Source organism: Aerococcus kribbianus (assembly GCF_026805545.1).
GTDB lineage: Bacteria > Bacillota > Bacilli > Lactobacillales > Aerococcaceae > Aerococcus > Aerococcus kribbianus.
This window is the reverse complement of the sequence record NZ_JAPRFR010000001.1, coordinates 974,992-1,001,916: the sequence shown is the minus strand read 5'-3', so window position 1 is coordinate 1,001,916 and position 26,925 is coordinate 974,992. Positions and strand designations below refer to the sequence as shown.

Sequence of the window (26,925 nt, the reverse complement as noted above, 5' to 3'; positions counted from 1 at the left end):
GACTTGCCAGAAAAAGTATACATCGAAACCGACTATATGACTTTGAGCCAATTATTGAAATATGCCGGAATCATTGGTACTGGAGGCCAGGCTAAGTGGTTTTTGAGTGAGTACATTGTTTATGTAGATGGAGAATTAGAAGAACGACGCGGCCGTAAATTATATCCTGGACAACGAATTGACATTCCTGATGAAGGATCTTATCTAATTGTCAGCCAGGATGATGCCCATGAAGCTTGATTGGATTCAACTGGAAAATTTTCGTAACTATCAAGAAATTAGTGTAGATTTTTCTCCAGGGATTAATGTCTTTATTGGTGAAAATGCTAAGGGTAAAACCAGTCTACTAGAGGCTATTTATATGTTATCTCTAGCCCGTAGCCACCGTACTGGTAATGAAAAGGAAATGATTAATTGGCAGGCCGATACCGCCTACATCAAAGGACAGATGACTAATAAAAGGAGTCAAATTCCCTTGGCCTTAAAGATTGGTAAACATGGCAAAGCCGCCAAAGTCAACCATCTCGACCAAAGTCGTTTAACTGATTTTATTGGTTATCTCAATGTGGTCCTCTTTGCACCGGAAGATTTAGAACTAGTTAAGGGGTCACCACAAAATCGTCGCAAATTCATTGACCGGGAATTAGGTCAGATGTCGGCAATTTACCTCTATGAAGCAGTTAATTACCAACGGATTATGAAACAACGTAATCAATATTTGAAGTCTTTGCAAGCACATGAAGCCAAGGACCGTTTATATTTACAAGTGTTGACGGAACAATTAGCAGAATCAGCCAGTAAAATAGTGGCCCAACGTCGCGATTTTATTAAACAATTAGAAGAGTGGGCCCAACCTATTCACCAGTCAGTATCACGCGGCTTAGAGGAATTGACCCTGCATTATCATCCGCCAATCCCTTTAGAGTCAGAGATGGCTGACCAGGAAATTTACCAGGCCTTAATAGATAAATTTCAGACCCTAAGTGACCGGGAAATTGAGCGAGGTGTGACCTTACTCGGTCCCCACCGTGATGATTTGATTTTTAAAATTAATGGCAAAGATGTCCAAAAATTTGGTTCTCAGGGCCAGCAACGTACCACTGTATTAAGTATGAAATTAGCAGAAATTGAATGTATGCAGACCGTCAAAGGCGAATACCCTATTTTGCTCCTAGATGATGTCTTGAGTGAATTGGATAATGAACGCCAGACTCTCTTACTTAAAACCATTGAGAAAAAGGTCCAAACCTTTCTGACTACGACGTCTTTGGATGGTATCCAAAAAGATTATATCGATGAGCCACATCTCTATACCATTAAGGATGGGCAAATTCAACAATAGGAGTTGACAGCATGGCAGATGAAAAACAACAAGCCTCTCAAGAAGAGCGCGAACAATTTGCAGAAGAACATGTAATTAGTGAAGAAGAAAAACGCCAAAAAGAAGCCGAACTCAAAGAATTAGCAGGTCACTATGATGCCAGCCAAATTCAAGTATTAGAAGGTTTAGAGGCCGTAAGAAAACGGCCAGGGATGTATATTGGTTCAACCAGTGAAACTGGCCTTCACCACTTGGTTTGGGAAATCGTTGATAACTCGATTGACGAAGCTTTGGCTGGCTTTGCTTCTAAAATTGATGTAGTGATTGAAGAAGACAACTCAATCACTGTCACTGATAATGGTCGGGGAATCCCTGTAGATATTCAATCCAATACAGGTCGTCCAGCAGTAGAGACCGTCTTTACTATTCTTCATGCCGGTGGTAAATTTGGCGGTGGCGGTTATAAGGTATCCGGGGGACTCCATGGTGTTGGAGCTTCGGTGGTAAACGCCTTGTCCGAATGGCTAACCGTTCGTGTCCATAAAAATGGTCAAATTCACCAACAAGAATTCCGTAAAGGAGCCATTGTCAAAGACCTAGAAGTGGTTGGTAACACTGACCAACATGGTACAGTGGTCCAGTTCTTACCCGATCCTGAAATTTTTACAGATACGACTGTTTATGACTTTGATATTTTAAATCGACGGATTCGCGAGTTGGCCTTCTTGAATAAGGGCTTACATATTTCCTTGACTGATAATCGTGAAGAAGAGAAGACTGTTGACTACCACTATGAAGGTGGAATTAAGGAGTACATTTCTTATATCAACCACAACAAGGAAGTGCTTTTTGATGATCCCATTTACTTGGAAGGTGAACAAGAAGGCATTGAAGTCGAAGTAGCCCTCCAATATACGGATGGTTTCCATACCAATATTTTGAGCTTTGCCAATAACATCCATACCTTTGAAGGTGGGATGCATGAATCTGGGATTAAAACGGCCCTTACTCGGACCATCAATGATTATGCTCGCCAAGCAAATCTTTTAAAAGACAATGACAGTAACTTATCTGGTGAAGACGTCCGGGAAGGTTTAGCCTTGATTGTGTCTGTTCGCCACCCAGATCCCCAATTTGAAGGGCAAACTAAGATGAAATTAGGAAACTCTGAAGTGCGGACTATTACTGACCGTCTCTTCTCAGAACATTTTGAAAAATTCTTAATGGAAAATCCAAGTATCGGGCGTAAAGTGGTCGACAAAGGGATTGTTGCCTCTAAAGCCCGCTTGGCTGCTAAACGCGCCCGAGATATGACTCGGAAGAAAACAGGCTTAGAAATTTCTAACCTACCCGGTAAACTGGCCGATTGTACTAGCCGTGACCCAGAAGAAAGTGAACTATTTATTGTCGAAGGGAACTCAGCTGGGGGTTCAGCCAAACAAGGGCGGTCTCGCCACTTCCAAGCCATTTTACCGATTCGTGGTAAGATTTTAAACGTGGAAAAAGCCTCTATGGATCGGATTTTGGCCAATGAAGAGATTCGCTCCCTATTTACAGCCATGGGAACTGGTTGGGACAATGAATTCGATGTCTCTAAAGCGCGCTACCATAAATTAGTGATTATGACGGATGCCGATGTCGACGGCGCTCATATTCGTGCCTTATTATTGACCTTAATCTATCGTTATATGCGCCCTATTTTGGAAGCAGGTTATGTCTATATTGCTGTGCCACCCCTTTACCAAGTGCGTCAAGGGAAGAAAGTCCATTATGTCAATACTGACAAGGAATTGGACGAGTACTTGGCCAGTTTATCACCAACACCAAAACCAGCCATCCAACGGTATAAAGGATTAGGTGAAATGGATGCTGAACAATTGTGGGAAACCACTATGGATCCTGAAAATCGGACCCTGCTTCAAGTTAATGTTGAGGATGCTGTAGAAGCCGATAAAATTATTGATATGTTGATGGGTGACCAAGTTGGTCCTCGGCGTGACTTTATCGAGGCTAATGCCACCTATGCCACTATTGATATGTAAGCGAGGAGGAAGTTAAATGACTGAAAATGATAAAAAAATGCCTTCGCGTGAAATATCACAAGAAATGCGGACATCCTTCCTGGATTATGCCATGTCTGTTATCGTTTCACGTGCCCTACCAGATGTGCGGGATGGTTTGAAGCCCGTACACCGGCGCATTCTCTATGGGATGAATGAGTTAGGGGTAACAAGCGATAAACCTTATAAAAAATCTGCCCGTATTGTTGGGGACGTTATGGGGAAATATCATCCCCATGGTGACTCTGCTATCTACGAATCCATGGTACGGATGGCCCAAGATTTTTCTTTCCGTTATATGTTAATTGATGGACACGGTAACTTTGGGTCAGTGGATGGAGACCAAGCGGCTGCTATGCGTTATACAGAAGCGCGTATGAGTAAAATTGCTCATGAAATGGTCCGAGATATGAACAAGGAAACAGTCGACTTTATTCCTAACTACGACGGGGAAGAACGAGAACCAGAAGTTTTACCTTCTCGCTTTCCTAATCTTTTAGTGAATGGTGCGACTGGTATTGCGGTTGGGATGACCACCAATATTCCCCCCCATAATTTGGGAGAAGTGATTTCAGCTATCCAAGTTTTGATGAAGAATCCTGATGCGACAACTTCTGAATTGATGGAAGCCTTACCAGGGCCTGATTTCCCAACTGGTGGAATTGTTATTGGTAAATCCGGTATTCGCAAGGCCTATGAAACTGGGAAAGGCTCAATCATTGTTCGCGCCAAATTAGATATTGAAACCATGGCTTCTGGCAAGGAACGGATTATTGTTCATGAAATTCCTTACATGGTTAATAAGGCCAAATTAGTGGAACGGATTGCTGATATGGCCCGAGATAAACGAATTGATGGAATTACCGCCATCCGTGATGAATCTGGCCGTGAAGGGATGCGGATTGTTATCGAATGCCGCAAAGATGTGTCTGCAGGTGTGGTCGTTAATAATCTCTACAAGTACACCCAAATGCAGGCTAATTTTGCCTTTAATATGGTGGCTATTGTTAATGGTGTGCCCCATACCCTAAGCCTAAAAGAAATCCTGCAATATTATTTAATTCATCAAGAAGAAGTCATTCGGCGTCGGTCCATCTTCGAAAAAAACAAGGCCCAAGCGCGTGCCCATATTCTTGAAGGTCTGCAAATTGCCCTTGACCATATTGATGAAATTGTAAATATCTTGCGTTCTTCTGCAACAGGGGATGAAGCCAAGAACATTTTTATGGAAAAATTTGGCTTGTCGGATAAACAATCTCAAGCCATCCTCGATATGCGGATGGTGCGCTTAACTGGCTTGGAACGGGAAAAAATTGATACCGAACATGCTAACTTGATGGCTGAAATCGCCCGTTTAAATGAAATTTTAAACTCTGAAGCCAAACGCTATGAAATTATTTATCAAGAGCTTCTAGAAATTCAAGACCGTTTTGATGATGATCGTCGCACAGAATTAATGGTGGGTGAAATCACTAATCTAGAAGACGAAGACTTAATTGAACAGAAGAATGTCATCATTACCCTTACCAAGAATGGTTACATTAAACGCTTGGACGATGATGAATTTAGGGCGCAAAATCGTGGTGGTCGTGGTGTTCAAGGCATGGGAGTACATGATGATGACGCCATTGAATCTATCCTATCAACGTCCACCCATGATACCCTACTCTTCTTCACTGACCGCGGAAAAGTGTATAAGAGTAAGGGTTATGAGATTCCTGAATTTAGTCGTGCTGCCAAAGGAATTCCAGTTGTCAACCTATTGAATTTAGAAAATGACGAACGCGTTCAAGCGGCCATTAGTCTAGGTGATATTGATAATGACAATGCCCACCTAGTATTCGCCACTAAAAACGGAACGATCAAGCGGACAGTGGTGAGTGAGTACTACAATATTAGAAATAATGGTTTAATTGCGATTAATCTGCGTGAAGATGACCAACTCGTTAAGGTCGTTTTGACTTCAGGTGAGCAGAACCTTATCCTCGGTTCAAATTCAGGTTATGCAGTCAGCTTCAATGAAACCGACGTGCGGGCAACTGGACGATCCGCTACTGGTGTACGTGGAATTCGCCTTAAAGACGAAGAATACGTCGTGGGTATGGCTATCCTCCACCCTGACTCTAATGTTTTAGTGGTTACTGAAAATGGTTATGGTAAACGGACTCCTGCCTCTGAATATGGCATCCGGCGCCGTGGTGGTGTAGGGGTAAAAACCGCTAATATAAGCTCTAAAAACGGCCAATTAGTAGGGCTAACCACTGTTCGCGGTGATGAAGATATTATGTTGATGACCAACAAGGGAGTCCTTATTCGCTTCCACGCCAAAGATATTTCACAAACAGGTCGGGTGACATTAGGTGTCCGTCTCATTCGTTTAGATGAAGATGCTCAGGTGTCTACTATGACCCGGGTAGTTTCTGATGAAGAAGTTGATGAAGTAGACAAAACTGACCAAGCCCCTGGTCAAGTAAGTGGCGAGAAAAATTCTGATCAAGTAAGTACGGATCAGGAAGCTAATCCGCGTTTAGATAGCGAAGATTTAGCTGAAAAAATGCAAAACTTTGCGGATGATTTGATTGTCGAAGACGATAATGACTCAGAAGAATAAATAATAGTTAGCGATGAGGCTGGGATAAAATTCCTAGCCTCATCGTTTTTCATCGTACTGCTTTTAGTTGGGCTCTGAAAATCAGGACTGACGTTCGTTTCCCAAAAGTCTTTGATAGCTAGTCTCTATCTGCAGTCTTTTGGTCTAACGATTCAGTCCTACCGCTTTTCATCACACCCTTTATAGTCGGGCGCCAAGAGTCAGAACAGACTTCCTTTCCTAAAACTCTCTGATGGCTGTTTACCATTTTTCGCGTTTTAGTCCAAGGTTTTTGTTCTTAACGACTTTTGTCATCCCCTTATTTTTATTACTGAATTCGCGGTAAAAACTTTTGCAATTCGGTGAAAAAATTGCTATAATGATAAATTGTGAGTATGTATATACTCCTTGTCCTCTCAGAGAGGGAGGACCATAAGACCAAAAGGAGGTGCGAAGTCTGATGAGTGAACAAACTACAAAATACGAAGCTTTATACATTATCAAACCTGATATCGATGAAGCAAGTAAAAAAGAAGTCGTTGATTATTTTGACAATATTTTGACAAATAATGGTGCGACAATCACTGAATCAAAAGACTGGCAAAAACGCCGTTTCGCATACGAAATTAAGGATTACCGTGAAGGTATTTATCACTTAGTTACGTTTGAAGCGGACACTGCGGATTCACTTAACGAATTCGATCGTTTAGCCAAAATTAATGACAATATCTTACGTCATTTAATTATTAAATTAGAAGACTAATAGCCAATCGTGAGAGAGGAGTTATTTCATGATTAATAATGTCGTACTCGTCGGTCGTTTAACCAGAGATGTCGATTTACGTTATACGCAAAATGGTACAGCTGTCGGCTCATTTACTGTTGCAGTTGAACGTTCATTCAAGAATGCTCAAGGTGAACGTCAAACAGATTTTATTAATTGTGTCATGTGGCGGAAAGCTGCGGAAAACTTTTCTAAATTCACGCGTAAAGGCTCCCTAGTCGGAATCGAAGGCTCTATCCAAACGCGTAATTACGAGAACCAACAAGGTCAACGTGTTTATGTCACTGAAGTCTTAGCCAATAACTTTAGTTTATTGGAACCGAAATCTGTGACTGAACAACGTCCTGCTTCATCAGATAATGGGTCGTCAAACTATGGCGGCTTTGGCGGTAACAATGATAACCAACAACCATCATTCGGTGGCGATGACCCATTCGGAAGTAGTTTTACGCCGGATAGCTCAAATAACAACAATAATAATGACTCATCTGCTAACAATCCATTTGCTTCTAATTCAGGCAATGATTCTATTGATATTGCAGATGACGACTTACCATTCTAATAGACTAACAAAGGAGGATTGCACTTATGGCACCACGTCGTCGCGGTGGACGTAGACGTAAAAAAGTCGATTTCTTTAACGCTAACCATATCGACTACATCGACTACAAAGACACTGACTTATTAAAACGTTTTGTTTCTGAAAAAGGTAAGATCTTACCTCGTCGTGTAACAGGAACAACAGCTAAAAACCAACGTCCATTAACTCAAGCAATTAAACGGGCACGGTTCATGGGCTTGTTACCTTACACCACTGAAGAAAACTAATTATAATATTAAAAATATCGTAGAGTCTATCGTAAGGTAGGCTCTTTTTTTGTGGGTAAAATAGTGATATAGTTTTCCACAAATGTGAATAAGTGTTCGTATTTGTGGAAAAGAAGATAAATGTTACACGTGGAACAGTCCACAGGCATGAATATGTGGATAAGTTTGGGGAAAAGGTGTTCTTTTTGTTGATAACTTTCGTCAAATAAGAACATTAGTTCTGTTTAACCGTGAATTTACACATGTGTACATTTTTTATTGATACTTCCCATCATTTGAGAGTCACTCTCCTTACTAAGTTTTATTTGGTATTGAAAAGTATAATACGTAATCTCATCCCAGAGGAGATAAGCAAAAGCTATATTTGATTTGTTGGTTGTACGTACGTGGTTAAGAAGTAGCTGGGAGAATGGAACTTACTTAGTTTATATAGTGGCCTATTAATTCAGGAAATTTTATAAAAACTCTTTACTTCTCTACCCTACTTTTATTCCTAATTTATATTTTAATTTCACAAGGCTTGTGAAATTAAAAAGATTATACATAGGTTGCTTTAAGGACATTAATCGATAACAGTGTTTGAATGCTAGTAAGGTAATATAATAATAAGGTAGACTTCATTACAGATGCCAATCCTAATGGTGAAACCTATAATAAGAGCAGTAGTTTACTGATTATATATGAAAAGCAATGAATAACTGGCTGTATTTAGAAAAAATTTCATAAATAGGCTGGTTATTAGCCTTAAAAATGTTTCACGTGTAACAATTTTTCCCAATTGAACTTTGAAAAGAAGAGCTATAATTTTATTTCCAATAATTAGTTAGAAAAACATATAACAACAATACTCTCTTCCTCTTCTATTCTTATTATTTTTGCTTGCTTCGTTGTGGGTGTGAATAATGATCCTTACAAGTATTATTTTCAGGCAGATTTGCATTTCATCTAACAAATAGATGGATAAAGTTTGTACAGAACTCATTCTATATAAATAATAAGTAGTGTTTTAATAGAAATATTCTTCTTACTAGATTAATTCGCAGGTTGGAATCCTTTATTTGCAGTTAAAGACCTGGATAACTATCGAATTGAATGGTTATTTATCCAGCACTTATTCATATTTACTTAGTAAATTTGGCCAATTAATTAATCAATATAAGTCTATTAATTTCTTTCCTTTTATAGAACTACTAGAGAAGAAAGAAGACGGCAGGAAGATTGTATTATCTTATTTAATTATAATTTTTTTGCTTGGCTTAGTAATTAAGAAAAGAAATATTTGTTAATCCTTTCCATGATTAACCCCGGTGAAACTAAAAATGGGGTTTGCTTGTTATAGTTATAGTTGTTTGAACAGGTATCAGCACATGTTTTTATTCTTAACAGCGAGGTTATTTTGAAAATTACCGTTAATAAAAAAATAAGTAGGCATTCTTGTTATCAACTTATTAAATGTTTACAACTTTACTCTTGCTAGTAATTATTGGTGTAATTTTAATCGAGATCGAGAGTCTGGAGAAAACTTATGAAAATGCCGACTTGTAATATAATTATAAATGGTAAATATCAAAATAAAAATGTTTCACGTGAAACAATTATTTAAAAATATGTCACTAATAAAGTAAATTATTTCAATCAATTACTTTTTTGCACTTTGCCTCAAATTTCACTGGACTAAAAAAATAAAAATACTAATTAAACCACACACATCATGCTAAACTAATTATAAAAATAAAGTAAAGCTATAATATAGTAATCTTGACTAAAAAAGTTGGTAATTATAGTATTAGAAAAATTTATCTTTAGATCTCTGTCGTGTATGTAGATTTAATAATATAATGCCTGGGATGAAGTCTTTCTTGGGAACTTTTTGATTTGCTTTACTTTTTATTAGCTAATGAAAGTCTTATTAATAGTGATGGAATGAAATAAACAATTCAATTACTTTTAATGAGGCAAGTGAAGTGTTTTCGGATAGTTAAATCTAATACTATTTAATAAATGGGCCTTCTTATTTTACGAATTGAAAAATATGATTAAGAGTCGTCTACTTTATTTATTATAGGGGGAGGATTATAATTATGATATTGTTTAATTTTATGATGTTATCTTGTTCATAGTGTTGTTGTGTTGTTAATTTCGCTTCTATCTATTTACTCTCAATTCACTATCTTTAGTGGAAGTCCATTTTGTGCAGCAAATGATTGGTAAACAAATAATATTTCAGTTTTTTATTTAATTATAAAATGATGCAAGACAATAACAACAAATGTTTCACGTGAAACATTTTAGATCTGTATTATTGAGAGTTAAGAAAATACTTATTTAGTCTTCGCTTCAAGAACATACGTTCTGTATATTCTAATATTATTTTAAAATATCATAATATTGTGTTAAAATTGTTATACTATTTATGGAGTTAAAAGGAGCTAATGATGAATTCAAAAATAATGAAAAATTTAATCCCTCCTTTTTTAAAGAAAGCGAATATATATATTCCTATTTTTATCGCAATTTTCCTACTGTTATTTGTTTCAGCTTTTATTGTTGCTAATCAGACGGTATTGAGCTTAGTTTTATTTATCCTATTATTATTTGCCATAGTTATGTTGTTGATTGCTTTTTTTGCAGTCGATAATAATACCCGTGATTATGTGCTTGATTTAGGTAATAAAATCGAAACGGTTCAGAGTGAAATTCTGTTGAAAATGCCGATTGGAATTATTATTTTTGATGAAGGCTCCAAGGTAAAATGGTTGAATCCCTTCATGCAAAAATTTTTCTTTAAAAAAGATTTGATAGGTAATGACTTAGCGGAATTGGATGCAGAATTATATTCTTTATTCGAAGAGTTCCGTGACCATGAAGAATTAAAAGAAAAGAAATTTTACTGGGAAGATTCCTACTTCCAAGTTATGGCTCTGCGTGACGAACGAGCGATGTATTTTATTGATGTGACTCATTATGGACAGATTGCTGCGGAAGCCAGTAACAACCGTATTGTTATTGGAAATATCATGATCGATAACTATGATGAAAGTTCAACCATGATTTCTGACCGTCGCAAATCTACCATAGATAATTTTATGATGAAAAAATTATCCAATTGGGCCTTTAACCATGATTCTTATATTAAACGCTTGGATGATGATAAATTCCTCTTGGTGACTACATATGGTGAAATGGTTAAAATGGAAGAAGATGGGTTCGATATTGTTGATACGATTCGAGAAACCACCTCTAAAGCAAATTTCCCATTAACGATTTCAATCGGAATGTCTTATCATGAAGAAGAGGAAGACTCCTCATTGATTGCGATTTCTGACCTTTCTCAAGCAAATCTTGATTTAGCCTTGAGTCGGGGTGGTGACCAGGTAGTTATTAAAACGCGTTCTAATAAAGCCCGTTATTATGGTGGAAAAACAAATCCTATGGAAAAACGGACCCACGTGCGGTCACGGCAAATTGCTAATACCATCTCAACTATCTTTACAAATAATGATTCATTCTTTGTTATGGGACATGATTATCCGGACATGGACGCTGTGGGGGCATCGTTAGGGATTCGTCGGATTGCGGAAATGAATGGTCAAACATGTTATATTATTTTGGATGAAAGTCGGATTAATTCCGATATCGAACGACTCTTAGTGGAGCTGCGTAAAGACGATACCATTTCTGAAGCGATTATTTCACCTAAACAAGCCGAAGATATGATTCAGGATGATTCCTTCTTGTTTGTTGTGGATGTCCACAAACCATCGATTACCATCGCCCCTGATTTGATTGATAAGTTTAATAATATTATAATTATTGACCACCATCGTAAAGGAGAAGAAGTGCCTGAAAATGTGCTCTTGGAATACATTGAGCCTTATGCTTCTTCGGCTTGCGAGTTGATTACGGAATTTTTCGAATACCAAGATCAAAATGCGCGCCAGATTAACCGGATTGAAGCAACAACCATGTTAGCAGGTATTATCGTCGATTCCCGGAACTTTTCTCTACGAACTGGATCGCGGACCTTCGATGCAGCTTCTTATTTGAAATCAGTGGGTGCAGATTCACTCTTGATTCAACACTTATTGAAAGAAGACTTATCGGACTATATTAAACGGAATCATTTAGTGGAACAAGTGGAATTTATTGAACCTAATATGGGAATTGCTTATGGTGAAGATAAGCTGACTTATGATACAGTGACAGCTGCCCAAGCCGCAGATACGCTCTTATCCATGCGTAATATTGATGCATCATTTGTTGTTTTTCTCCGTTCCGATAAACGAGTGGGCATCTCTGCCCGAAGTTTGGGAAATGTCAATGTTCAAACAATCATGGAACAATTAGGCGGTGGTGGTCATTTATCTAATGCCGCTACACAAATTTCTGATGTCACAGTGTCTGAAGCTGTTCAGCAGTTAAAAGACATATTATTAGAACGTAATAAGGAGGATTCTTAGATGAAAGTTATATTTCTAGAAGACGTTAAAGGCCAAGGTAAAAAAGGCGAAGTGAAGGATGTTTCTACAGGTTACGCCCAAAACTTCTTACTAAAAAATGGAAAGGCCAAAGAAGCTACTAAATCTGCCTTGAGTGAACTTAAAGGTAAGAAAAATAAAGAAAAGAAAGTGGCTGCTGAAGAATTAGCTGAAGCCAAAGAATTAAAAGCAACCCTTGAGGATGAAGCAACAGTGGTTGAAATTAAAGCCAAGGGTGGCGAAGATGGTCGTTTATTTGGTTCTGTGCCTTCAAAACAAATTGCACAAGGCCTACAAAAGCAATATGATATCAAGCTAGATAAGCGAAAAATCGAACTTGATGAGCCATTACGGTCATTTGGTTACGCGAATGTCCCTGTAAAACTTCACCATGACGTCACTGCAACCATCCGTGTTCATATCGTTGAAGAATAGTGATTAGAAACTAGCACAGATTGCAAGAAAACTAGTCCATTAAAGGAAGCCAGAGTTTCCAATCGGGCTGGTTTTTTTGTATAATGAAGAGAGTTGAAATGAGGTGACAAGGTGGAAGATCAATTAATTGAACGCATCCCACCTCAGAGTGTCGAAGCTGAGCAGGCAGTTCTGGGGTCCGTATTATTGGACGTTGATGTCTTTGTCCAAGTGATGGGATTATTAACGCCTGCTGATTTTTATAAACGAAGCCACCAGTTGATTTTTGATGCGATGGTTAGTCTATATAATAATGATGAAGCCATTGATGTTATTACGGTAACGGAAACCTTGCATAATCGCGAGATGTTAGATAATGCCGGTGGAGCAGACTATATTTATGAATTAGCCGAAAAAACGCCCACTGCAGCCAACGCAGAATACTACGCCAAGATTGTTGAAGAAAAATCGCTATTACGAAAATTAATCCATGCCTCTAATGAGATAGCTCGTGACTCTTATGAAGAGCAGGATGACGTAATGGCAATCCTTGACTCTGCCGAAAGAAGTATTTTAGGTGTATCCGAACAAAGAAATCGTGCTGGCTTTAAACATATTCAAGATATTGTTATGGCTAATATCGGAGAAATTGAGCGCTTGTCGCAAGGACAAAGTGATGTAACTGGTTTAGCTACTGGTTATACCGACCTTGACCATATGACAGCCGGCTTGCAAAAGGACCAACTAATTATTTTGGCGGCCCGCCCAGCTGTTGGTAAGACGGCCTTTGCCTTAAATATCGCTCAGAATGTAGCCACTAAACAAGAGGCTACGGTGGCAATTTTTTCACTTGAAATGAGTGCAGAATCCCTAGTGAATCGGATGTTATGTGCTGAAGGAAGTATTGATGCGAGCCGTCTACGGACAGGCCAATTGCAAGATCAAGAGTGGTCAGACTTAGTAGTGGCCATGGGAGCTCTAGGAGATTCTAATATCTTTATTGATGATACCCCAGGAATTAGGGTGGCAGAAATTAGAGCGAAAGCCCGTCGTTTACAAAAAGAACAAGGCCAATTAGACCTTATTGTGATTGACTACCTACAATTAATTGAGGGATCTGGTCGTCGTAATGAGAACCGTCAACAAGAGGTATCAGAAATATCGCGGCAATTGAAAAAATTAGCCAAGGAATTAGAAGTTCCAGTAATTGCCCTGTCTCAATTATCACGGGGAGTGGAACAACGACAAGACAAACGGCCGGTTCTTAGTGATATTCGGGAGTCTGGTTCCATCGAACAAGATGCGGATATCGTAGCCTTCCTTTATCGTGAGGATTATTATCGTAGTGAGGATGGTGAAGAAGCTGGACCAGAAGCAGACAATAATATTGTTGAAGTAATTATTGAGAAAAACCGGGCTGGTGCTCGGGGGACAGTGAAACTAATTTTTACCAAAGAATTCAATAAATTCTCCTCAGTTTCCTTCCGAGAAGATGAGAATATGTTTGCTTAATAAAAATACTAGAAAATTCTCTGTTAAAATGGCGTTTAGTTAGGAGAATCTTCTAGTATTTTTTAATTTTTTAGTTAAAAAGGCTTGAAATTCTATTCAGATAGGAGTAATATTTATTTATTGACTTTTTGGACTTTTAGCTCAGTTGGTAGAGCAACGGACTCTTAATCCGTGGGTCGAGGGTTCGAGCCCCTCAGGGTCCATAGCTAGAAAGCTTGTTATATCAGCGTTTTTATAACGTTGGTCTAACAAGTTTTTTATTCTGTTTAAAAAGGTACCGATAAAAGTACCGAGATGACTCTAATCTTGCATAAATTTAGCTAATATTAGATTTAAAAAATATTTTTAGAAATAGAATTTTATATTGTTAGATACTAAGTTTTCTTGCTATGCTAATTTTTATTAGTTATTATTGGTTTAAAGTTTAGTTAAGGTGGTTCTATGGCTGAAGAAAATAAAATTCTATTTATATGTCCAGAATGTGGAGAACAATTTTATTTATTACCAGAGTTATTTGCCTGTCCCTATTGTGGCTGTCGTTTAGACTATGAAGACCACGCAGCTTATCAGAAGCACTTCGCGAATCGTATAAATCATGTGCGTGAAGCAAGTAGTGAGAAGAAGAGTGAACAATATTTTAATGCGTTTCGCTTTTGCTCATTTAGTTGTGGTGGTTGTTTGCTGGCTTTAATTGCCTTATTTCTTGTTGGCTCACTTCTGATTACCTTGCTGACCTAAGTAATGGTAATAAAAAAACGGCTAGGAAAAATCCCAGCCGTTTTTATATTTGATTAAACTTTGCCTTCTAGTCCTTTATCCACTAATTCTTGATATTTAGGATCAATTTGAGGTGGTTTCATTTCAAAACTATTGTTCACCTTAGTGAAGTCATAATAACCTAGGCGGGCAACGGGTTGGATACCGACAATGTCGATTTTACCATCGTCCATGATAAATTTGTCATCAACATGGACCCCAATAACTTCACCGAAAATAACATCGATTGGAGCAATTTTACCATTAGCTGGTAGGTGAGTGGTTTGCATATACTTGATTTCGTATTTGATTGGGGCGCCTTTTACCATAGCAACATCAACTAAGTTGGCTTGTTCTCGTTCAAGGCCACTGTATTCGAATTTGTCCTTGACTCCATCTGGTAACATGGCGATTGATGATTTATTCATTTCTTCGGCCAAGTCGCCAGGAACTAGGTTATAAACAAATTCACCAGTCCGTTCGATATTTTGAACGGTTGTTTTAGGACCACCTGTTACTGGATGTTGGTTAGCTGAGAAGATAACCATTGGTGGATCATAGGTAAGGTTAGTGAATTGACTGTAAGGGGCAATATTGTCCGTTCCGTCCTCGTTCTTGGTTGAAATCCAACCAATAACTCGTGGAACAGTAGATGACTTAAATGGGCTATGCGGTAAGCCATGGTCGTCGTTTTTTGGTTCGTAAAACATAATATCCTCCTCCAGAAAGCGTTTTCTTATAGTGTTGGTTTAATTATAGCACAAGTTAAAAATTAATAACAAGCTAAATCATAGAAAAATGTTTAATAATTCACAAAAGATTGACAATTCAAATAATGAATCATTCAATGCCATTAGATGTGAATTGAACTTTAGTTGAAGCTAGTACTATAATGGAATTAGAGAAACACAATAAGAAAGGAAGAGATTATGTTACAAGATTATCGGGTAGCACGACCATATTCTTATTTGCAAGCATCAGACAAAGATTTATATACAGCCAAGTGGGGCAATAAGATTCAACTATTAGACTTGAATGATGACAGTTTACCCGCTTTTGACACTTTACAATTTGGACTCATTGGTTTTAAGAGTGACAAGGGGGTCTATATTAATAATGGTCGTCCTGGGGCAGTAGAAGGACCTAGAGAAATTCGCCATCAACTTGCTAAAATGCCTTGGCATTTGGGTCGCGACATTGAGGTGTATGATGTTGGTGATATTGATGGCCCTAACCGGACCATGGAACAATTACAAGAGAGTTTATCTTATGCTATTGAGCGGATGTTACAGTTGAATCTCTTCCCTATTGTGATTGGTGGAGGCCATGAAACGGCTTTTGGTCATTATGTTGGCTTGAAACATGGCACGCGTAAAGATGTTTCACGTTTGGGTGTCGTTAATTTTGACGTGCATTTTGACCTTAGACCTTACTATAAATCTGGTCCTAACTCAGGAACTGGTTTTAGACAAATGCATGATTTGAACCATGACCGTGGTGAGTATTTTAAATATTTAGTTTTGGGCATTCAAGAGCATTCGAATAATTTAAATCTTTTTGATTTTGTGGCTAAAACGGATAATATTGATTTTCTTACGTCACAAGAAATGTATAAAATGCCTTACGATAAGATTCGCGAAATGGTTGATGAGTTCACTGCCGACATGGAAAAAATTTACCTAACAATTGATATGGATTCCTTTAATTCAGCCTTTGCCCCTGGGGTTTCTGCTATCCAATCCTTGGGTAACAGTCCACAATTAACCTTAGCTCTATTGGAACATTTGGCTGCTAGCGGTAAGCTACTCGGCTTTGATGTGGTGGAAACCTCGCCTTCTCACGACATTGACCACCACACTGCCAACTTGGCGGCTACCTTTATATTCTACTTGACTCGGATCATTGCCAATACTAATGTTGATTAAAAGATAAGGTGCGGAAAAATGTGGGAAGCCCGAGCTCTTGAAAATTAGGGTGTGATGAAAAGCGGTAGGACTGAAGCGTTGGACCCAAGATGGCTATTTCTATAAAACAAAGCGGCTGGGACAAGCTCCAGCCGCTTTTTGAGTTTTTTATTCAATTTCATTTAGTTTGGTATCAATTTTATTTAACATCGCAGCTAAATCTTCCGGTTGGTTGACTAAGTCATAGTCTTCAATGTTTAGTTTGAGTTTGGGACTATAGTTATAGTTGTCAAACCAGTCATCATATTTGCTGAAAAGTTGTTGGTAATATTGGTAAAGGTAGTCATTACCATCTGTTTGTTCATAAGGACGACCACGGTATTGAATTTTTTTGAGGATATGGTCAAACGAGCCACTGAGGTAGACTAATAGTTTTGGTGCCTTTTGAGGGAGGTTATCGAGTTCTTCCATCATATTGGCCAGTAAATCAAGATAGATAGCAAATTCTTCTTGACTAATATTACCGTTATCGACATTTACCTGGGTGAAGAGGATATCTTCATAGATAGAGCGGTCTAAGACATTAGAATCATCATGGTAGGCGGCTTTAATGCTTTGGAAACGTGTGTTTAGGAAATGAATTTGTAGGGCGAAGGCATATTTCTTGGGATTTTGATAGTAGTCATTGAGGATAGGGTTGTCGTCTACGCTCTCATAGAAGATTTGGCTATTGAGGTGGTCGGCAATTTTTTCGGCATAAGTCGTCTTGCCGGCTCCAATCATACCCGCTAAAACAATCACAATATCTTCCTCCTTTTTTATCGTCGCCTTTGATTATATCACAAGTTAGAAGCAATAAATGCCTTGAGAAAAATCTTTTGAAATAAAACACGACATGTCAGTGACGATTACTTTTTGTGTGTTACAATACTATAGAGTATATCATGAAGGAAGGTGGCCTTATGAACCAACATAAAAAAATGTTAGAAACGGCTCTCTTGGCAGGTAAGATTATGACTGAGTCTAATGCTGAATCTTACCGGGTAGAGGACACTATGAACCGAATTTTAACCTCTTCTAGAGCAGCCTATGCAGTGGCGGTTTCTTTTTCAACTTCTTTGTATGCAACTTTAGATGACCCTTCCTTTACGGACGGTAGTTTCACTGGGATTAAACGGATCAATCAAAAATCGACTAATTTAAATAAAATTACCCAGGTGAATAATATTTCACGTCAATTGACTTCTGATCAAATTAACATTGACCAGGCCTATCAAAAATTATTAGAAGTCCAGGGACAAGGGGACCAATTTAATGCCTTGAAGAAGAGTATTGGAACTTGGGGATTAACGGTAGCCTTCTCGGTCTTGTTTGGTGGTGGAATCCATGAATTTGGGGCGACTGCCATCAATGGGGTAATCCTGGCCTTGTTAATTCGTTTGACTAGCCACTATTATATTAATTCTGGTCTATCGAATGTCTTCCAAGCCTTTGTGGTTACTATTGTGGCCTATGTCTTGCGGGAATTCATCTTCCCTGGTTTAGATACCGACACGGTGATTGTGGCGACCTTGATGCCTATGGTTCCTGGAACGGCTATCACCAACTCCTTCCGGGATATTTTCCGGGAAGACTATCTGGCTGGGGGCGCCCGAGCGGTGGAAGCTTTTCTTGAAGCCTTGATGATTGCTCTTGGTGCAGCAGTCGGCTTGTCCTTTATTACGGGGGTGCTCATATGATTGGGTTGATTTTTCAATTAATCGGAGCTTACTTTGTTGGGTATTGTTGTTGTATCTTCTTGGAGGCGCCAGCTAACTTACGTTTCCGTATTCCTGTGATTGATGTGGTCGGTTGGTTGGTTTATCTAATCGCGGTGGATTACTTGCAGTGGAGTTTACCGGTATCTACATATATTAGTAGCTTGGTTATAGCGATTATGTCGCATGTTTTTGCGCGTCGTTACCGTGAACCTGTAACGGTCTTCTTCTTGCCAGGTTTCTTTACCTTGGTACCAGGAGGAGGAATGTATCGGACAGCCTTGGCTTTTATCCAGGCTGAAACGACTACTGGGATGCGCGAACTCGGAACGACTATGTTTATTGCCTTATCGATTGCCCTAGCTGTTTTTACCGTCGATAGTTTTGTGAATGTTATTTATAATAATAAACGCCCCAAATTTGTACGTAAAAATCGTCGCTTAATTTTTCGCAAACCTAGTGAAAAGTAGGTTATAATGAAAAAGAGACATTTTTGGCTTCGAATTGGGGCCGTTTAATTGAATGAGCCTAAGAGACTTGGTTGTCTCGACTTAGGCTAATGGAGGACTTGTATGGAAGAACTGATACCGAATCCGGGCAACTGTTTGGCTTCGCGAAAGTTATTAGAAGAAGATGGCCATATATTATGGGCTTGGCGTGAAAAACCTTTAATGCCTAGTGATAGTGGTTGGCGTTTCTTATCTGACAAGGATACTGATTTAACTATCTTGCCTGAAGAGCGAATGCTGATGGTGAGCTTAAATGAAATTTTTGAAATTGAACCCATGGTAGCAGGTATTTATTGGTATCCTATTGGCGCTGATTTTCAATTCTTTAGCCAGGTGGATAATAAACATTTTGTTTATAATGATAGCTTCGATAAGGTTGAATTAGCTTCTAGTTTAGACCGTATTCCTAGTGATTCTGAAGTCTTTAAGGCGCATTTTCCTCAGTATAAACCGCCTAAGGTAAGTGGCAAACAAGAAAAAGTCTTAATTGCACGAGTACCCGAAATTAAGCCGACAAAGAAAAAAGCTAAAGAAGATACTGAGGAAACAGCTGAAGCAAAAGACTTAGACAATAAACGAGACCAAGCCTCTAAGCATACTTATATTCCTTCGATTGATGATACAGTGACCCTATCAGGGGCTGAGCTGAAACTCTTAGCAGATGCTAAGGAAGAAGTTGAAGGGGTATTAAAGCTATGGCAGTCTGAACTCAAAGGCCAACCAGATAATAATGAATTATATGTTATCACTGGTTTGCTATTAGGCTATTTGGGGATTCGTAATATTGAGGTCCCTTTAGAATGGGCTACACGCCGTAATCTTATTGTGAATACCTTTTACCAGGCTTATCAAGTGTCCCAAGAAAAAACCAAGCTATATATTGAAAGTTATGAAAACCGTCGCGATAATCCTAAATATTTGGCGGAAATTCAAATTATTCGTTATGGACGAGCTATGTATGAATGGTACTGGCAAAATAACACTGCCTTAATCAAAGAACAGTTTAGTCACTTGATTGATCATTATACAGATTAGGCATTATTTTAATAAAAGCACGATCCCAGTGAACCAATGGCCATGGGATTGTGCTTTTTTTCTAGGCAGAACGGCTTATCTTATCATTAAATTGAATAAGCAAAAAAGAGAGTTAGCAGAATAGAGAGTTAAAATGATTTAATCGATATGGGCCGTTCTGAAGTCATATTCATTTCCAACCGGACGTTCGGTGAGGTCCTTGATGCGACTATTGAATAACTCCAAGTCAGATGATTGGTAGAGAGGTAAAATGGCAACATCTTCATAGGCTAATTGGTTGGCTTGGAGCTCATAGTCATAGCGTTCTTGGTCATCAATTGAATTAATGGCTTTATTGACTAGTTCATCGTATTCATTGTTACTGTAGTAGGAGTCGTTGTTATCACTATCAGATTGTAAGAGTTCCAATAAGTTTGACGGTGAAGCATAGCCAGGAACCCAACCAGATAGGGCAAGATCATAGTTCCCTTTGGACTTTGCTTCTAGTGCAGACTTACCTGGTTGGACATTAATGTTTACCTTTAAGCCGGGTAAGTTGTTTTGAAGTTGCCCTTGGATATATTCAGCTAGGCGTTTTGTCCCCTCAGAGTCACCGACTAAGAGGGTTAAATTAACTTCATCACCTAATTCTGCTTGAGCTTTTTTCCAGTGGGATTGGGCTTGGTCAGTGCTAACACGAGGATCAAGATCACTATCTTCGACAAATTCTTGGCCAGTTTTTGGATTATTAGCAATATCCTTAGGAACTAAGGAAGCTGTCGCTTGCGATCTGTTGGCAATAATTTGGTCTACTACAGTTTGGTTGTCAATGGCGTAATCAATGGCTAGGCGTAAGTCATGGTTTTGTAAGGCGTTATTTTTATGGTTGAAATTAAGGAAGTAGACAGCACCGCGTGGTGTGGACTTGGCTTCGGGGTGGTCTACATATTGTTGGGCTAATTCACCAGAAATTGGTGCATTATCAACTTCACCTGCTTCAAAGAGATTAACGCCAGTAGCAACTTCCTTAATGACTTGGGTGTGGATTTTTTCGATATCGATCTTATCCGCATTAAAATACTTGTCATTCTTGACTAAGGTCCATTCTTGATTGGTGCCATCCCAATCTTGGATAACATAAGGACCGCTAGAAATAACCGTGTCTGAATTGGTTCCAAATGCTTCCCCTTGTTTCTTAACAAAGTCTTTGTTCAATGGATAAAAAGGGGTGTAACCTAACATATTTAATAGGTGAGGCATTGGTTGGGTTAAATGAACCTCAATAGTATAGTCATCTAGCGCTTTAAAGCCTACTTCTTCTGGTGATTTTTCTCCGGCTTGAATTTCAGGGACATTTTCAATGGGCCGTGCTAAGTAGGCATGGCCTGACCCCGTTTCTGGGTCAACCAAACGTTGGATACCGTAGACGAAATCATGGGCCGTGATAGGGTCACCATTAGACCATTTGGCCCCTTTTTTGACTTTAATCGTATAAGTCAATTGGTCATCAGAGATTTGGGGCAGGTCTTCTGCTAAGGCAGGGTGGACTTCATTATTTTTATCTTCCCAATATAAGCCTTCTTGAAGGTGAGAGGCTACATTGGATGTGTCAATCTGGTTGAGAACGCTAGTGTCTAAGCTAGATAATTCTGTCCCTACTACCCAGTTAACCACTTCCTCTTGGTCATTTGATGACTGGGTAGTGGCTTGGCTATTTTGTTCACCATTATCACCATTACCGCACGCTACTAAAATGAGTGATAATGTGGTTATTAATCCTGTGATCCGATAAAATTTCTTCATATAAACCCTCCTAAATTAATTGTTTCGTTAAAAAAAGTCCCCTTGGCTAAATAGCCAAAGGGACGAATCACTCGCGGTACCACCCTAATTCCTCCTTGCAAAAGCAAGGGGACACTTTACTTGTCAATATATAGTAGATTATAACAAGGGTAAGATAACGGATACTAACCGACTTAGTCACTTGAACGACTGAGCAACTCTGAGCTCATTTTCATTGATTTAAGATTGGCTTCTTCTCAGCGACTGAAGCTCTCTGGGCAATCCTAATTTATCAACTACTCTACTCTTCACTGTTTTAACGAATTTATAGCCATATTATAGAGAATAAGTTTAGAAGGTGGAAATACCTATAAAGTATGACGTATCATAGTTATAAACTATAGCTAATGAAAAAAGAATTGCTATTCAGTAATTCTAAGCAACAATCCTGGCTTCAAGGCATTTCTAGGCTGGCAAAAGGCACAAAAAAGACTGGTTCAAGTATTTAAGACCAGTCTTTTTACTGTTATTTCCTTGTTAGCGATCATTGGTGTTCGCTTTTTAGTCTTCGACACCGTATTCTTGGCGAACTTGGTCAGCAATCTTATTCGCGTAATCAAGAGCTTCTTGATCAGTGCTAGCTTCTACCATAACTCGTAATAGATTTTCAGTACCACTAGGACGAACAAGAATGCGACCTTCACCAGCCATTTCTTCTTCGACATCAGCAATTACTGCTTTGACTGTTGGAGAAGACATTGCTGCTTCCTTACCTTCTTTGCTTACTTTAACATTGACAAGTTCTTGAGGGTAAGTTTGCATTTCGCTCGCTAATTCGGATAAGCTACGCCCAGTTTGCTTCATCACATTAAGCAATTGAATACCGGTTAAGAGCCCATCACCAGTGGTATTATGTTTCATAAAGACAATATGACCAGATTGTTCTCCACCTAGGATATGGCCGTTTTTACGCATTTCTTCTACCACATAACGGTCGCCCACCTTAGTTTGTGGCGCATGCATGTCGTTGGCTTCGATGGCTTTATGGAAACCAAGGTTAGACATTACAGTTGAAACAACTGTATTATTATCTAATTTACCACGCTCATTAAGGTATTTCGCGCAGATAAACATAATGTGGTCGCCGTCGACGATATTTCCTTTTTCATCGATAGCAATACACCGGTCACCATCACCATCAAAGGCTAATCCAACATCTGCTCCCGAATCAATGACGTGTTGGGCTAGGTTTTCAGGATGGGTAGACCCTACACCATCATTGATGTTAATCCCGTCAGGATTGCTACCAATAGTGGTAAAGTCGGTCTCTAAGTCAGCAAAGAGCCGTGAGACAAGCGGAGAGGTAGCGCCATTAGCAGCATCCACAGCGACATTGAGGCCTTCTAAGCTATTAGAAATCGTTGACCGTAAGAATTCCATGTACTTACCGGCCCCTTCAGGATAATCAATCATGACACCTAAACCTTGAGCGCTTGGACGTTCCAAATCATCTTCACGGTCAAGATAGGCTTCGATTTCTTCTTCTTGTTGGTCAGAAAGTTTAAAACCATCAGAGCCAAAGAATTTAATGCCATTGTCTGGGGCAGGGTTATGGCTAGCTGAAATCATTACACCCGCAGTGGCACCAGTGGTTCGCGTAAGATAAGCTACGGCTGGTGTAGGGATGACTCCCAAGTGTAGGACTTCTACACCAACAGATAAGAGACCAGAGATTAAGGCATGTTCTAATAACTGACCAGAAATACGGGTATCACGAGCCACTAAGACACGTGGGTGTTCAATATCAGGGGCATGCTTCATTAATACATGGCCACCAAAACGGCCTAATTTAAAGGCTAGTTCAGGACTTAACTCACTATTTGCTTGGCCTCTAACGCCATCAGTACCAAAATATTTTCTCATAATTAAACTCCTTCATTTAAGTTGTATTGCTTTAAACATTAACTTAGAAATTGTTGGAAATAACGTAACGGACGAGTGAATAATCGGCTAAAACTCTGTGGAAGCATGGATTGACTGTCTTGTTCTGGATGATTTGCTTCACTAACTTCAGATCTTTCTTGAGCTTCAGGGTTGTCAGTAGTTGAGTTGGCTGGCTCACTGTTTTGTGAGCTTGTATTGCTTGCTTGATTTTGGTTGGGTGAACCAGCACTAGTCTCCCCCGATTCGGTAGTCGCTCCTTGGTTGTTGTTATCATTATTTGTATTATTCGAATTGGCCTCGTTACTGTTCGCACTTTCTTCATCAGCATTGGATGAATTGTTTGAATTGCTTTGTGGGGTAATCCGAACCCGGATGGATTGTGGGTTAATGGATTGGACCCCATCAGGCACTTCTAGTGGGACGGTAAGGACCGTACTTTCAGTGACGTCAGAAACATCAACTGTTCCGCTTACTTCATTGACGGTTGGGGTGTCGTTTGACACACCAATCAATTGTACAGTAGATGAACCCAGATTTTCAACATTATAGGTGAAATCATCGGATTGATTGCTAAGATTAATTTTAACGGGAACCTCATAACCTGCTTCCCCAATTTCTACTGTAGATTGCACTTCGCTAGGATTAGTATTGGCATTTAAAATATTACCGTCTTCATCTTCAACAATGATTGTTGAAGTTTGGCTATAGTTTTCGCTGATATTATCTGGCAGAGAAACATTAGCATAGACATGGGCGATTTGCTCAATCGTCGCTTGAGAGCCAGAAACAGTGACTTCTGCAGGTTCCGCACTTGATTGGATGACCTCATAGCCTGCTGCTACAGCATCTTGATTATTGATATTGATTGTTACCGGGAAAGTTTCGGTATAGAGCGGGTCTAGCGTAATATTGACACTAGAAGGAGAAATCTCATAAGAGATGTTATCGGAAACATTGCGCATCTGTAATTGAATATAATGGTTTCCTTCTTCTAGGTTGGATAGGTCCTCAGTGACCACTTTGAAATCTTGACTCTCTAAGGTTTGGTTAATAACATTGCTAGGTCCGGTTAACTTTACGGTCACTGATTCCGGTAAGCCAGTAACATAATAATTATCCACGTCACCTTCAATATGGACAGGGACATTGGAAACAGTCTCAGTTGATAACTCGCTAACATTTTGGAAGAGTTGCAAGGGACTTTGATTTGATCGTTCTGTTTTAACGAAGACAAATAAAACTAAGGCCAAAATCAATGATAGGACGGCCATTACAATTTTGTTGTCATAAAATTTATTCATTGTCATCGCCCTCCCCGGAAGTGGTTTGGAAGAGATTCGTAAAGAAATTGTTATCATTATCATCAGATACGATGAAATTATCACTTAGGATGTGATAAAGTTCATCTTCATTTAAGTCACGGGTGATTTCCCCATGTTCAGCAATTGAGATATTGCCAGTTTCTTCTGATACAACGACCGTCAATGAGTCGGATGCTTCACTCAAACCTACTGCTGCCCGGTGACGAGTCCCTAGTTCTTTAGGAATATTGGGATTCTCTGACAAGGGGAGGTAGGAAGCGGCAGAAGAAATGCGTAAGTCTTGGATAATGACTGCCCCATCATGTAGTGGCGTATTAGGAATAAAAATATTGATTAGCAATTGGGAAGAAATTTTAGAATCCATGCTGATTCCGGTGGCGGCATAGTCATCGAGCGGTTGATTTTTCTGAATAGAAATCAAAGCTCCAATCCGTCGCTTGCCCATATACTTACAGGCATCGATGATTTCACCCACCATTTTCTCGCTAGGGTTGGAATATTTGTTTTGTTTATTACCAATAAATACCTGCTGGCCGAGGTGCTCCAAACCGCGACGAATTTCTGGTTGAAAAATAATTAAGACCCCTACTACTGACCAACGAATGATAGAGTCCATAATCCAGTCGATTGTCTCTAAATGGAAGACAGTAGAAATGATTTTGATTAATAAGATGAATAGAACACCATTTAAAATATTGATGGCTCGTGATTTACGTGCGATTCGCAATAATTGAAAAATCAGAAACCATACAATAAGGATATCGATTAAGTTTGCGAGCCCCTGCCAGGACAGAAGCCCTGTCCAATCAAAGTCCATATGCTACCTCCTTGTTAAAATTGTCGTTCTCTACTATTATAGCATATAGTGAGAGGTCAGTAATGAGAAAGCTTTTCGATTAGGGGTGGCTTATGCATATTTTAAAGGCTTTACAAGTGGCTGTTCAGTGTTCCCATAAACAGGCCAAACAATGGCTTAGACAAGGGCGGGTTCAGGTTAATGGAGAGACGATAAGTCACTTCACTATGGCAGTGGATGGGAACTGGGACCAAGTTACTCTAGACCAAGAACCTTTAACCATCCCTAGTCACCACTATTGGGTACTTAATAAAAAACCGGGTTATCTTTCGGCTCGACGTGATCCTAACTATCCTTCTGTCTTGGATTTGGTGGAAAAACACATTGATACTAGCCAGTTAAGTATAGTGGGCCGTTTGGACCGTGATGCTTGTGGCATCGTGCTCTTAACGGATAATGGTCAACTGCACTATGTTTTAGAAAATCCATATTTTTCCGTGGCGAAAACCTATCGAGTGATAGTCAATGGTCCGATTGCAGAAGAGGCGGTGGATTATTTCAATCTGGGGGTCCGTTTCTTGGATGGTTACCAATGCCAACCGGCACAATTAAAAATTATATCCACGAGCCAGCAAGAAAGCACAGCAGAAGTGACTATAATAGAAGGAAAAAGACATCAAGTGAAAAAATGTTCCTTAGTATTGGGGTTAAGGTGACTAATTTAGAACGAATTCAATTAGGGCCAATTCAAAATAATGGGGACTTGGCACCCGGCGAATTTAGGGAGTTAAGGCCAGGTGAAAAACATGCCATGCAAGAATTAGCCAAAAAATATCAAAAAAGAGGAAAAATCCCTTGATTTTTCCCTTGTCTAGATGTTATTATAATCAAGTACGATAATTTTGGAGGGATAGCGAAGTGGCCAAACGCAGCGGACTGTAAATCCGTTCCTTCGGGTTCGAAGGTTCAAATCCTTCTCCCTCCATTTCAATAGTGGGATATAGCCAAGCGGTAAGGCAATGGACTTTGACTCCATCATGCGCTGGTTCGAATCCAGCTATCCCAGTTTATCATTGAAAGACAGCGATTAGATTGCTGTCTTTTTTTCTATCTATAATATAAGAAAAGGACGCTGACCAGATTAGCTTGGCCAG

The 26,925-nt window shown here is 39.2% G+C and carries 23 protein-coding genes, 3 tRNA genes and 1 other annotated feature; of the genes, 20 read left to right on the top strand and 6 right to left on the bottom strand.

The window, feature by feature from the left end:
• Window positions 1–3 precede the first annotated feature (3 nt).
• The 12 genes from yaaA to OW157_RS04615 all read left to right on the top strand — a co-directional run bounded on the left by yaaA (window position 4) and on the right by OW157_RS04615 (window position 14,725).
• Window positions 4–240, top strand: coding sequence for a S4 domain-containing protein YaaA (yaaA, locus tag OW157_RS04670; RefSeq protein ID WP_268752170.1), 237 nt, complete (start codon window positions 4–6; stop codon window positions 238–240).
• Window positions 230–1,342 carry a DNA replication/repair protein RecF gene (gene recF, locus OW157_RS04665; RefSeq protein ID WP_268752169.1) on the top strand — a complete coding sequence of 371 codons (1,113 nt, stop codon included), beginning with the start codon at window positions 230–232 and terminating at the stop codon, window positions 1,340–1,342. The genes yaaA and recF overlap by 11 nt, the downstream gene beginning before the upstream one ends.
• A gap of 11 nt (window positions 1,343–1,353) precedes the next feature.
• Window positions 1,354–3,363, top strand: a complete 2,010-nt coding sequence (gene gyrB / locus OW157_RS04660; RefSeq protein WP_268752168.1) for a DNA topoisomerase (ATP-hydrolyzing) subunit B — start codon at window positions 1,354–1,356, stop codon at window positions 3,361–3,363.
• A 16-nt stretch (window positions 3,364–3,379) separates the two neighbouring features.
• On the top strand, window positions 3,380–5,992 hold the full coding sequence (gyrA, locus tag OW157_RS04655) for a DNA gyrase subunit A (RefSeq protein WP_268752167.1): 2,613 nt from the start codon (window positions 3,380–3,382) through the stop codon (window positions 5,990–5,992).
• 439 nt (window positions 5,993–6,431) lie between these two features.
• A complete protein-coding gene (gene rpsF / locus OW157_RS04650) occupies window positions 6,432–6,734 on the top strand; it encodes a 30S ribosomal protein S6 (protein WP_268752166.1) in 303 nt (100 codons plus the stop codon).
• Between the two features lie 28 nt (window positions 6,735–6,762).
• Complete coding sequence (gene ssb / locus OW157_RS04645) at window positions 6,763–7,317, top strand: single-stranded DNA-binding protein (protein WP_268752165.1); 555 nt, start codon at window positions 6,763–6,765, stop codon at window positions 7,315–7,317.
• Window positions 7,318–7,343: 26 nt separating this feature from the next.
• Entirely contained in the window at window positions 7,344–7,583 is a 240-nt protein-coding gene (gene rpsR, locus OW157_RS04640) for a 30S ribosomal protein S18 (RefSeq protein ID WP_268752164.1), read from the top strand.
• Between the two features lie 2,435 nt (window positions 7,584–10,018).
• Entirely contained in the window at window positions 10,019–12,043 is a 2,025-nt protein-coding gene (locus tag OW157_RS04635; protein ID WP_268752163.1) for a DHH family phosphoesterase, read from the top strand.
• Entirely contained in the window at window positions 12,044–12,496 is a 453-nt protein-coding gene (rplI, locus tag OW157_RS04630) for a 50S ribosomal protein L9 (RefSeq protein ID WP_268752162.1), read from the top strand.
• A gap of 111 nt (window positions 12,497–12,607) precedes the next feature.
• Entirely contained in the window at window positions 12,608–13,987 is a 1,380-nt protein-coding gene (gene dnaB / locus OW157_RS04625) for a replicative DNA helicase (protein ID WP_268752161.1), read from the top strand.
• Window positions 13,988–14,117: 130 nt separating this feature from the next.
• A tRNA-Lys gene (locus tag OW157_RS04620) sits at window positions 14,118–14,190 on the top strand.
• A gap of 238 nt (window positions 14,191–14,428) precedes the next feature.
• Window positions 14,429–14,725 carry a hypothetical protein gene (locus OW157_RS04615; RefSeq protein WP_268752160.1) on the top strand — a complete coding sequence of 99 codons (297 nt, stop codon included), beginning with the start codon at window positions 14,429–14,431 and terminating at the stop codon, window positions 14,723–14,725.
• Window positions 14,726–14,778: 53 nt separating this feature from the next.
• Here the strand turns inward: OW157_RS04615 and OW157_RS04610 are convergent, their stop codons facing one another.
• The gene (locus OW157_RS04610; protein WP_268752159.1) at window positions 14,779–15,453 is read right to left on the bottom strand and encodes a flavin reductase family protein; all 675 of its coding nucleotides are present in this window, start codon (window positions 15,451–15,453) and stop codon (window positions 14,779–14,781) included.
• 219 nt (window positions 15,454–15,672) lie between these two features.
• On the opposite strand from OW157_RS04610, the gene hutG reads away from it, so the two are divergent.
• Window positions 15,673–16,668, top strand: coding sequence for a formimidoylglutamase (gene hutG / locus OW157_RS04605; RefSeq protein WP_326938036.1), 996 nt, complete (start codon window positions 15,673–15,675; stop codon window positions 16,666–16,668).
• Window positions 16,669–16,815: 147 nt separating this feature from the next.
• On the opposite strand, the gene OW157_RS04600 is transcribed toward hutG, so the two are convergent.
• A complete protein-coding gene (locus OW157_RS04600; protein WP_326938041.1) occupies window positions 16,816–17,451 on the bottom strand; it encodes a deoxynucleoside kinase in 636 nt (211 codons plus the stop codon).
• Between the two features lie 158 nt (window positions 17,452–17,609).
• On the opposite strand from OW157_RS04600, the gene OW157_RS04595 reads away from it, so the two are divergent.
• The 3 genes from OW157_RS04595 (at window position 17,610) to OW157_RS04585 (ending at window position 19,948) form a co-directional block, all read left to right on the top strand.
• Window positions 17,610–18,386 carry a threonine/serine exporter family protein gene (locus OW157_RS04595; RefSeq protein ID WP_268752157.1) on the top strand — a complete coding sequence of 259 codons (777 nt, stop codon included), beginning with the start codon at window positions 17,610–17,612 and terminating at the stop codon, window positions 18,384–18,386.
• On the top strand, window positions 18,383–18,874 hold the full coding sequence (locus OW157_RS04590; protein ID WP_268752156.1) for a threonine/serine exporter family protein: 492 nt from the start codon (window positions 18,383–18,385) through the stop codon (window positions 18,872–18,874). Before OW157_RS04595 ends, OW157_RS04590 begins: the two co-directional genes overlap by 4 nt.
• A 102-nt stretch (window positions 18,875–18,976) precedes the next feature.
• Window positions 18,977–19,948 (top strand): immunity protein Imm33 domain-containing protein, encoded by a 972-nt coding sequence (locus tag OW157_RS04585; protein ID WP_268752155.1) that lies wholly within the window; start codon window positions 18,977–18,979, stop codon window positions 19,946–19,948.
• A 138-nt stretch (window positions 19,949–20,086) separates the two neighbouring features.
• Here the strand turns inward: OW157_RS04585 and OW157_RS04580 are convergent, their stop codons facing one another.
• The 4 genes from OW157_RS04580 to cdaA all read right to left on the bottom strand — a co-directional run bounded on the left by OW157_RS04580 (window position 20,087) and on the right by cdaA (window position 25,792).
• Entirely contained in the window at window positions 20,087–21,730 is a 1,644-nt protein-coding gene (locus OW157_RS04580) for a peptide ABC transporter substrate-binding protein (protein WP_268752154.1), read from the bottom strand.
• A gap of 55 nt (window positions 21,731–21,785) precedes the next feature.
• Window positions 21,786–22,030: a binding site (T-box leader), on the bottom strand.
• 240 nt (window positions 22,031–22,270) lie between these two features.
• Window positions 22,271–23,632, bottom strand: coding sequence for a phosphoglucosamine mutase (gene glmM / locus OW157_RS04575; protein ID WP_268752153.1), 1,362 nt, complete (start codon window positions 23,630–23,632; stop codon window positions 22,271–22,273).
• A 38-nt stretch (window positions 23,633–23,670) separates the two neighbouring features.
• Window positions 23,671–24,954 (bottom strand): CdaR family protein, encoded by a 1,284-nt coding sequence (locus tag OW157_RS04570; RefSeq protein ID WP_268752152.1) that lies wholly within the window; start codon window positions 24,952–24,954, stop codon window positions 23,671–23,673.
• Window positions 24,947–25,792, bottom strand: coding sequence for a diadenylate cyclase CdaA (gene cdaA, locus OW157_RS04565; protein ID WP_268752151.1), 846 nt, complete (start codon window positions 25,790–25,792; stop codon window positions 24,947–24,949). Before cdaA ends, OW157_RS04570 begins: the two co-directional genes overlap by 8 nt.
• Window positions 25,793–25,884: 92 nt before the next feature.
• Here cdaA and OW157_RS04560 point away from each other — a divergent pair, with 92 nt between their 5' ends.
• The 4 genes from OW157_RS04560 to OW157_RS04545 all read left to right on the top strand — a co-directional run bounded on the left by OW157_RS04560 (window position 25,885) and on the right by OW157_RS04545 (window position 26,837).
• Window positions 25,885–26,487: a pseudouridine synthase gene (locus OW157_RS04560; protein ID WP_268752150.1), complete on the top strand. Its 603-nt coding sequence runs from the start codon at window positions 25,885–25,887 to the stop codon at window positions 26,485–26,487.
• Window positions 26,484–26,630 carry a hypothetical protein gene (locus OW157_RS04555; protein WP_268752149.1) on the top strand — a complete coding sequence of 49 codons (147 nt, stop codon included), beginning with the start codon at window positions 26,484–26,486 and terminating at the stop codon, window positions 26,628–26,630. Before OW157_RS04560 ends, OW157_RS04555 begins: the two co-directional genes overlap by 4 nt.
• Window positions 26,631–26,675: 45 nt before the next feature.
• Window positions 26,676–26,756: transfer RNA gene (locus OW157_RS04550), tRNA-Tyr, on the top strand.
• A 9-nt stretch (window positions 26,757–26,765) separates the two neighbouring features.
• Window positions 26,766–26,837, top strand: a tRNA-Gln gene (locus OW157_RS04545).
• The last annotated feature ends 88 nt before the right edge of the window (window positions 26,838–26,925 follow it).

What these genes read in the sequence shown, in the direction of transcription:
- recF (WP_268752169.1), top strand. Translation starts at nt 230, where the DNA reads ATGAAGCTTGATTGGATTCAACTGGAAAATTTTCGTAACTATCAAGAA.
- gyrB (WP_268752168.1), top strand. Translation starts at nt 1,354, where the DNA reads ATGGCAGATGAAAAACAACAAGCCTCTCAAGAAGAGCGCGAACAATTT.
- gyrA (WP_268752167.1), top strand. Translation starts at nt 3,380, where the DNA reads ATGACTGAAAATGATAAAAAAATGCCTTCGCGTGAAATATCACAAGAA.
- rpsF (WP_268752166.1), top strand. Translation starts at nt 6,432, where the DNA reads ATGAGTGAACAAACTACAAAATACGAAGCTTTATACATTATCAAACCT.
- ssb (WP_268752165.1), top strand. Translation starts at nt 6,763, where the DNA reads ATGATTAATAATGTCGTACTCGTCGGTCGTTTAACCAGAGATGTCGAT.
- rpsR (WP_268752164.1), top strand. Translation starts at nt 7,344, where the DNA reads ATGGCACCACGTCGTCGCGGTGGACGTAGACGTAAAAAAGTCGATTTC.
- OW157_RS04635 (WP_268752163.1), top strand. Translation starts at nt 10,019, where the DNA reads ATGAATTCAAAAATAATGAAAAATTTAATCCCTCCTTTTTTAAAGAAA.
- rplI (WP_268752162.1), top strand. Translation starts at nt 12,044, where the DNA reads ATGAAAGTTATATTTCTAGAAGACGTTAAAGGCCAAGGTAAAAAAGGC.
- OW157_RS04615 (WP_268752160.1), top strand. Translation starts at nt 14,429, where the DNA reads ATGGCTGAAGAAAATAAAATTCTATTTATATGTCCAGAATGTGGAGAA.
- OW157_RS04610 (WP_268752159.1), bottom strand. Translation starts at nt 15,453, where the DNA reads ATGTTTTACGAACCAAAAAACGACGACCATGGCTTACCGCATAGCCCA.
- hutG (WP_326938036.1), top strand. Translation starts at nt 15,673, where the DNA reads ATGTTACAAGATTATCGGGTAGCACGACCATATTCTTATTTGCAAGCA.
- OW157_RS04595 (WP_268752157.1), top strand. Translation starts at nt 17,610, where the DNA reads ATGAACCAACATAAAAAAATGTTAGAAACGGCTCTCTTGGCAGGTAAG.
- OW157_RS04590 (WP_268752156.1), top strand. Translation starts at nt 18,383, where the DNA reads ATGATTGGGTTGATTTTTCAATTAATCGGAGCTTACTTTGTTGGGTAT.
- OW157_RS04585 (WP_268752155.1), top strand. Translation starts at nt 18,977, where the DNA reads ATGGAAGAACTGATACCGAATCCGGGCAACTGTTTGGCTTCGCGAAAG.
- OW157_RS04580 (WP_268752154.1), bottom strand. Translation starts at nt 21,730, where the DNA reads ATGAAGAAATTTTATCGGATCACAGGATTAATAACCACATTATCACTC.
- glmM (WP_268752153.1), bottom strand. Translation starts at nt 23,632, where the DNA reads ATGAGAAAATATTTTGGTACTGATGGCGTTAGAGGCCAAGCAAATAGT.
- OW157_RS04570 (WP_268752152.1), bottom strand. Translation starts at nt 24,954, where the DNA reads ATGAATAAATTTTATGACAACAAAATTGTAATGGCCGTCCTATCATTG.
- cdaA (WP_268752151.1), bottom strand. Translation starts at nt 25,792, where the DNA reads ATGGACTTTGATTGGACAGGGCTTCTGTCCTGGCAGGGGCTCGCAAAC.
- OW157_RS04560 (WP_268752150.1), top strand. Translation starts at nt 25,885, where the DNA reads ATGCATATTTTAAAGGCTTTACAAGTGGCTGTTCAGTGTTCCCATAAA.